Source organism: Actinoplanes oryzae (assembly GCF_030757795.1).
Classification (GTDB): Bacteria; Actinomycetota; Actinomycetes; order Mycobacteriales; family Micromonosporaceae; genus Actinoplanes.
Genome location: NZ_JAUQWH010000279.1, coordinates 1 through 6,513, shown reverse-complemented (window position 1 = coordinate 6,513; position 6,513 = coordinate 1). Strand labels below are relative to the sequence as shown.

7 protein-coding genes are annotated in these 6,513 nt (G+C 73.7%); 3 read left to right on the top strand and 4 right to left on the bottom strand.

The features are described 5' to 3' along the window. Positions 1–256 precede the first annotated feature (256 nt). On the top strand, positions 257–1,192 hold the full coding sequence (locus RBH18_RS42450) for an AbfB domain-containing protein (RefSeq protein WP_306216187.1): 936 nt from the start codon (positions 257–259) through the stop codon (positions 1,190–1,192). Next, positions 1,189–1,668 (top strand): molybdenum cofactor biosysynthesis protein, encoded by a 480-nt coding sequence (locus RBH18_RS42445; protein WP_306216186.1) that lies wholly within the window; start codon positions 1,189–1,191, stop codon positions 1,666–1,668. The genes RBH18_RS42450 and RBH18_RS42445 overlap by 4 nt, the downstream gene beginning before the upstream one ends. A 326-nt stretch (positions 1,669–1,994) precedes the next feature. On the opposite strand, the gene RBH18_RS42440 is transcribed toward RBH18_RS42445, so the two are convergent. The 3 genes from RBH18_RS42440 to RBH18_RS42430 all read right to left on the bottom strand — a co-directional run bounded on the left by RBH18_RS42440 (position 1,995) and on the right by RBH18_RS42430 (position 4,798). Next, positions 1,995–2,252 carry a type B 50S ribosomal protein L31 gene (locus RBH18_RS42440; protein WP_306216185.1) on the bottom strand — a complete coding sequence of 86 codons (258 nt, stop codon included), beginning with the start codon at positions 2,250–2,252 and terminating at the stop codon, positions 1,995–1,997. A gap of 48 nt (positions 2,253–2,300) precedes the next feature. Continuing rightward, positions 2,301–3,236, bottom strand: coding sequence for a sensor histidine kinase (locus tag RBH18_RS42435; protein WP_306216184.1), 936 nt, complete (start codon positions 3,234–3,236; stop codon positions 2,301–2,303). Positions 3,237–3,403: 167 nt separating this feature from the next. After that, positions 3,404–4,798, bottom strand: a complete 1,395-nt coding sequence (locus RBH18_RS42430; protein ID WP_306216183.1) for a glucose-6-phosphate dehydrogenase — start codon at positions 4,796–4,798, stop codon at positions 3,404–3,406. Between the two features lie 402 nt (positions 4,799–5,200). On the opposite strand from RBH18_RS42430, the gene RBH18_RS42425 reads away from it, so the two are divergent. Further along, positions 5,201–6,034 carry a hypothetical protein gene (locus RBH18_RS42425; protein WP_306216182.1) on the top strand — a complete coding sequence of 278 codons (834 nt, stop codon included), beginning with the start codon at positions 5,201–5,203 and terminating at the stop codon, positions 6,032–6,034. Positions 6,035–6,156: 122 nt separating this feature from the next. On the opposite strand, the gene RBH18_RS42420 is transcribed toward RBH18_RS42425, so the two are convergent. Further along, positions 6,157–6,291 carry a hypothetical protein gene (locus RBH18_RS42420; RefSeq protein ID WP_306216181.1) on the bottom strand — a complete coding sequence of 45 codons (135 nt, stop codon included), beginning with the start codon at positions 6,289–6,291 and terminating at the stop codon, positions 6,157–6,159. Between the last annotated feature and the right edge of the window lie 222 nt (positions 6,292–6,513).

Here is a 6,513-nt window from a genome sequence, read left to right as displayed (position 1 = left end):
ACAGGCAGCCCCCGCCGCCGCGCCCGTTTCCCGGACAATGACCAGCGGGGGCGCCCCGGCGGGACCCGGGGACAGGTGATCACGCAGGGTCAACGCCGGCGGCGGAGGGGCGGGCCGGGGCGTAGCGACGTCCCGGGCCCGTACTTGCCTTTCGGTCGATCTTGCCCGAGTATTTGCGGGCGCACTTCGCGTCACCCCGGTTCCCGAGGGGCGCCGGGATCCGCGCATCACCCCGCTCCGCACCGAACGGATGTGCATGTCCACAGAGGATCGTCAGCCGCCCGGACTGCGGGTCGGGGGCTGGGTGCCGCCCTACGCCGAGAGCGGCACGGTCTCGTACGGCGGCGTCTTCTCCGAGGCCACCGCCGAGGTCCCGCACGTGGTCGCGCCCGGCGCCGCCACCCGGCGGGACGGCCGGCGGCGGGTGCTGGTCGTCGCGAGCGCGGCGCTCGCGGTTCTCGGTGTGACCGGCGTGGCCGTGTACGAGACGGCCGGCACCACCGACGCCGCCACCGCACGCTTCGTGAACCTGCCCTCGGTGCCGACCGTGCCCGCGTTCCCCGTTCCCGGGCCGTCCGCCTCGGCGTCGGGTTCCGTGGCGCCCGGGGTTTCCGCGTCGGCTGCGGGCTCCACGCGTACCAAGGGAAAGAAGTCCGCCCCCGCGTCGCAGCCGGCGTCGGCGGCGCCCTCCGGCTCGGCCGCCGCCCCCGCCGTCACCTCGCCGGCCCCCGCGCCGGCGACCACGGCCCCCGCCGCCCCCGTCGTGCCGAGCGGCCCGTTCGTCGTCGGCGCGGCGATCTCGCTGCAGCCGGACGGCATGGACAGCTATCGCGTACGCCACCGCGACTACCGCGCCCGCGTCGACCGCATCGCCAAGCGGAACAGCGCCCTCGACCGCGCCGATTCCCGCTTCGTCGTGCGGGCCGGGCTCGCCGACGCGTCCTGCGTGTCGTTCGAGTCGTCGAACTATCCGGGCTACTTCCTGCGTCACCGCAACGGCGAGGTGTGGCTCGACCGGCAGGCAGGCGGCAGCCTCTACGCCGGCGACGCCACCTTCTGCGCCGAGGAGCGAGGCCCGGACACCGTGGTGCTGCGCTCGCACAACTATCCGTCGCGCTACCTCGCGGTGCGCCGCAACAAGCTGGACCTGAGCAGCCGGGCGACGGAGTTCACCGTACGATCCCCGCTGTGACCGCCGAGATCATCCAGCTGCTCGCCTCGCCGATCCACCGCTACGAGGGGCGGCCGGCGGACGGCCCGGCGCCGGCCCCGGCGGGCGAGCTCGTCCCGGCGGTACGCATCCGCGCCGGCCTGGGCATCGAAGGCGACCGCTACTACGCCAAGCCGGCCCACCGCGACGCGAGCATCACGATCATGTCGGCGTCGTCCCTCCCGCCGGGCGCCGGCCTCGTCCAGGCGCGCCGCAACATCCTCCTCGCCGGCGTCCCGGTCGACGACCTGATCGGCAAGGTCCTGACCCTCGACTCCGGCGACGGCCCGGTCCGGCTGCACCTGCGCCGCCGCGCCAACCCGTGCGCCTGGATGGACGTGGTGATCGGCCCGGGCCAGTTCAAGGCCATGCGCGGCAAGGGCGGGGCTCGCTGCGTGCCCCTCGACGACGGCCTCCTCCGGGTCGGCCCGGTCAAGGTCGCCATCACCGACGCCTGACGGTGCGGTCGACCTCGGCCAGGAGCTCACCGACCGCGAGGGAGCCGCGGGTCCAGGCAGCGATCGCCGTGACGTCGAGAACGAGCTGCGGCGGGCGGTCGCTCACGCGGCGCGAAGGCGGGCGAGCGCGGCGGCATTCGCGCCGGCGTCGCGCTCCGCGGCGCGGCGAGCCCGGGTGCGACGGGCGCGCTCGATGCGCCGCCGACCAGAACCGGGGTAGGTTCCTAGGATGGCTTAGGGCGTGTGCGTTTTCTCGCTCGTCGTGGGACGACGAGGCCCCGGCCACGACGAGCGTGACCGGGGCCTCGGGGGTGGAGCGGCGGCCGCTACTTGGCGGCGGAGAAGCGGGCGTACTTCTGGCGGAACTTCTCGACGCGGCCCGCGGTGTCGAGGAGGCGCTGCTTGCCGGTCCAGAAGGGGTGGCTGCCGGCCGAGATGTCGACGTCGAGGACCGGGTAGGTGTTGCCGTCCTCCCACTCGATCGTCTTGTCGCTCGTGGCCGTGGAGCGGGTGAGGAAGGCGTAGTCGGCGCTGCGGTCGCGGTAGACGACGTAGCCGTACGTGGGGTGGATACCTGTCTTCATGAGTGACCTCCTCGGTGATCCAGGGAGGTAAACGCCTGCCGCGGCGGGTTATTCCGCGGTCATGCGTACGGTCCAGCCGGTCTCGTCGCGGCTGGTGGTGACGTGGGTGCAGCTCTGGTGGGTGATCCAGAGGCCGCGGCCGGTGGTGCTGTCCGCGGGCGGCGGGAGCAGGCCGGCGTACGGGTCTCCGGGGCCCCGCCCGGCGTCGGTGACGGCCACGACGACGCGCGTGGCGCCCGCCCAGATGCGGACGTGGACGGGCGGGTGGCCGTACAGGAAGGCGTTGGTGACCGTCTCGTTGACCGCGATGATCAGGTCGTCGAGGGACTCGGGGGCCAGGCCGGCGCCGAGCTCACGGACGGCGCGGCGGGCCTCGGCGGGGGTGGCGTCGACGAGGGTGGCGGCGGGCGGGGCGGCCTGCAGCGGGTCGGGCGCGGCGGTGCGGTGCTCGCTGAGGAAGACCGGCGGTTGCGTGTACGCGCTGCTGGGCTCGTGCCGGTCGCCGGGCGCGGCGAAGCTGGGGTGGGTGCGGGCCACGTCGTCGAGGACGCCGGGCGGGGTGACACGGGCGTCGTACGGGCAGAGGCTCCACAGCGGGAAGCCGTCGAAGGCGTGGTTGATCGCCGCCTCGTAGCGGGCCCAGGAATGCCAGGTGGGCCCGGCCGTCGGCACCTCGCCGACGACGCGGATCTGGTCGACGCCGGTGGCGAGGTCGCGGCTGAGCAGGGCCTGGTAGGCGCGGATCGCGGCGGCGGGGCGGGCGTACGTGTCGCCGGCGGGCAGGAACTCGACGCCGGAGCTGGGCGGGAGGACGTCGCGCAGCAGGGCGGTGGTGCGGTTGCCGCAGGCGACGTAGGTGGGTTCGCCCGCGACCGGGCCGCCGGCCAGGAAGGGGACGACGACGTCGAGCAGTTCGGCGTCCGAGTGGTAGCGGACGGCCTCGTGGAAGTAGCCCGGCCGGTCGGCTGCGGCCCCGGACCTCACGGCGACACGTCCCGGTGCGGCCGCGCTCTCGCCCGGGGCAGTGGCATCCCGCGATGCTATGCCCCGGATGGTGACGGCGCCATCACTCGACCGGGTTACCCGCCGTGTGAGCGGCGGTGAGGTCGTGCGGGTCACCCGCCGTGCGGGTGGTGGCGGGGCTCGCGCGGTTACTGGCCGAGCAGCCAGCCGTGCGGGGCGGCGAGCTTGCGGGCGGCGGCGGGGCCCCAGGACTCCTGGGCGTAGCGGTGCAGGCGCGGCTTGTTCTCGAGCAGGGGACGGACCGCCTTCCAGGCGGCCGCGAGGCCGTCCGGGCGGGTGAAGAGGGACCGGTCGCCCTCCAGGACGTCGTGCAGGAGCCGGGCGTACGGGGGCAGGGGCTCGGCCTCGGGCAGGGTGGCCAAGGGCAGCTGCACGGTGGCGGGGTCGACGTCCAGGGCCACGCCGGGCTTCTTCGCGAGCAGTCCGATGCTGATCTCGCCGTCGCCGGACAGCGAGAAGCTCAGGACGTTCGCGTGGTCGGGCAGCCCCGCGAAGGGCCCGGCGGGCTTGCGCAGGACGATGCTCACCCGCTGGGCGCTGCCGGCCATCCGCTTCCCGGTACGCAGCAGGAACGGCACGCCCCGCCAGCGCGGGTTGTCGATCCAGAGGCGCGCCGCGACGAACGTGTCGGTGCGGGAGCGCTTCCTGATCCCCTCGACGTCGTGGTAGCCCGCGAACTGCCCGAGCACCACCTCGGCGGGGTCGAGCGGGCGGAACGCCTTGATGACCTTCTCGCGGGCGTTCTGCAGGCCGGCGGCGTCGAGGGCGGCGGGCGGTTCCATGGCCACCTCGGCGGCGACCTGGAAGAGGTGGGTGACGAGCATGTCGAGGGTGGCGCCGGTGGCGTCGTAGAAGCCGGCCCGGTCGTCGATGCCCAGGTCCTCGGGCACGTCGATCTGCACGCTGTCGATGTGGGTGCGGTCCCAGGCGGCGGCGAACAGCTCGTTGGCGAAGCGCAGCACGTGCAGGTTCTGCGTCGCCTCCTTGCCGAGGAAGTGGTCGATCCGGTAGACCTGCGACTCGTCGAGGACCCGGTGGACCGTACGGTCGAGGGCCTTGAAGTCGTCCGGCGAGGTGCCGAAGGGCTTCTCGTAGACGACGCGGGCGCCCTCGGCGAGCCCGTGCGTGCCGAGCGCCTCGGTCAGCCCGGCGAAGGTGGCCGGCGGCACGGCGAAGTAGTGCACCAGCTGGGCGTCCTCGCCGACCCGCTCGCGGGCCTCGTGGATGACGTCGAGCAGGCTGCCGGGGGAGTCGGTGCCGAAGCCGCCGCCGGCGAAGAGCACCCGGTCGGCGAAGCCGGCCCACTGCTTGCCCTGCGGCCGGGGCCCGAACTCGGTCAGCACGTCGTGCACGTGCTTGCGGAAGTCCTCGTGGGCCACGTCGCCGCGGCCGTTGCCGACGAGCACCCAGTCGTCCGGGAGCAGCCCCTCGGTCCAGAGGGTGTAGAAGGCCGGCAGCACCATCCGGCGCGCCAGGTCGCCTGTGGCTCCGAAGAGCACGAACACGGTCTTGTCCAACGCCATGCCCCGCATATGACCACTCGCCGCGCGTTCAACCCTCCCTCCGGCGCGGTGTGTCGCGCCAGACAGTCGCCGTCCGCGCGCCGGTCCCTGCCCGCGCCGCGACGGGCGGCCGGGTGCTCACCGCGCGTCTTCTCGGTCCCTGCCGCCGCATAGCCCGAGGGCGGCGCTGCAGCGGACGATCGCTGCTGACGGCCGGCTGTGCCGCCGCCTCCTCCGTCGTTCCGGGCGTCCGGCGGGTTCGGCGGGACGAAACCGGTCAACGGCCGGGACCCGCCGGAAATTTAAGGAAATTAGTCCGTTCGAAATTGAACCCTCCGAATGTGGGGGCAATTTTGAACCCCGCGTGCGCCGGTTCCCGTACCGATCCGCGACAACGACGTTCAGCGACGACTTGGAGTGGTGATGAGACTGCGTCAGCGACGGGGTACCGGCGTCAACCGCAAGGCGATCGGCGCCGCAGTCTTCGCCGGGGTGCTGGTGGTGGGCGGGGTGACCGGTCTGCAACTGGCGTCGGCGGGGGAGCAGGCCGAGGCCGCGAAGCAGATCATCGTGGTGGACGGGTCGAGCTTCGACGTGGCCGGCTGCGAGGCGCTGGAAATCAATGCCGGTGCCGTTGTCTGTGACGGCGAAGAATTGCAGCCCGAGCAGGAGGTCGGCGCCGCGGAGGCCGCCGCCGCGTCGGCGCTGGCCCTCGAGGAGGCGTGCGACCAGTTCGCCGTGGACCAGGCCGCCGCCGATGCCGAGGCCGCCGGCGAGGAGGCCGGGGCCGAGGAAGGTGCCGCCGAGGAAGGCGCTGCCGAGGAGGGTGCCGCCGAGGAGGCGCCGCTCAGCAAGAAGGCCAAGAAGGCGATCGCGAAGAAGTACGCCGGCAAGATCGCCGAGCAGGCCGCCGAGGAGGGTGCCGCTGAGGAGGGCGCTGCCGAGGAGGGCGCCGGCGCCGAGGACGCTGCGGGTGAGGAAGGTGCCGAGGAGGGTGCCGCCGCCGAGGACCAGGCCGTGGTCGACGCCCGCGAGGCGCTGCTCACCGCGTGCCTGACGCTGGCCGACGCCAAGGTCGCCGCGGGCGACGCCGCCGGTGACGACGCTGGTGCCGGCGAGGAGGCCGGTGCGGGCGAGGACGCGGGCGCGGGCGCGGGCGAGGAGGCCGGTGCCGGCGAGAACGCGGGCGCGGGCGACGAGGCGGGCGCCGGTGACGAGGCCGGTGCGGAGGAGTCCGCGGCCCCGGCCAAGAAGTAGCACACCAGGGGTACGGACGTGGCGCGGTTCCGGGTGGGGGCCGCGCCACTCGCCTGTCCGTAGGAGAAGAAGCCGGGACCGGCAGAAGAAGCAGAAGAGGCCGGGACCGGGAGCGGCCGGGGTCAGAAGCGCCCGGCCGGGGCGCGGACGCCGTCCGCGGTGGGCTTCCAGTCGGCGCTGTCCCGCGAGTCGGCCACCAGGCCGGTCGCCCCGAGCACGGCGACAAGGACGAAGAAGACGAGCAGTACGAGTTCCATGACGGTCACACCCTGTCCAGCCGTTGAATGAGCCGGTGCGCACCGGGTTGCTTGTCTCCAGTCTGGACCCGGCGCCCGAGGCGGGACAGTGGCAGAGATGCCATACCTGCTCGAAATCCTGCCACCACCGGCGTACGCTGGCCGCATGTTGCGCAGCGTCGCGGTCATCGCCCTGCACGAGGTGTCCGTCTTCGAGCTCGGCGTCTTCTCCGAGCTGTTCGG

Bases quoted from the DNA above. Each gene is read 5' to 3' on its own strand.
- RBH18_RS42450 (WP_306216187.1), top strand. From the start codon at position 257: ATGTCCACAGAGGATCGTCAGCCGCCCGGACTGCGGGTCGGGGGCTGG.
- RBH18_RS42440 (WP_306216185.1), bottom strand. From the start codon at position 2,252: ATGAAGACAGGTATCCACCCCACGTACGGCTACGTCGTCTACCGCGAC.
- RBH18_RS42430 (WP_306216183.1), bottom strand. From the start codon at position 4,798: ATGGCGTTGGACAAGACCGTGTTCGTGCTCTTCGGAGCCACAGGCGAC.
- RBH18_RS42425 (WP_306216182.1), top strand. From the start codon at position 5,201: ATGAGACTGCGTCAGCGACGGGGTACCGGCGTCAACCGCAAGGCGATC.
- RBH18_RS42420 (WP_306216181.1), bottom strand. From the start codon at position 6,291: ATGGAACTCGTACTGCTCGTCTTCTTCGTCCTTGTCGCCGTGCTCGGG.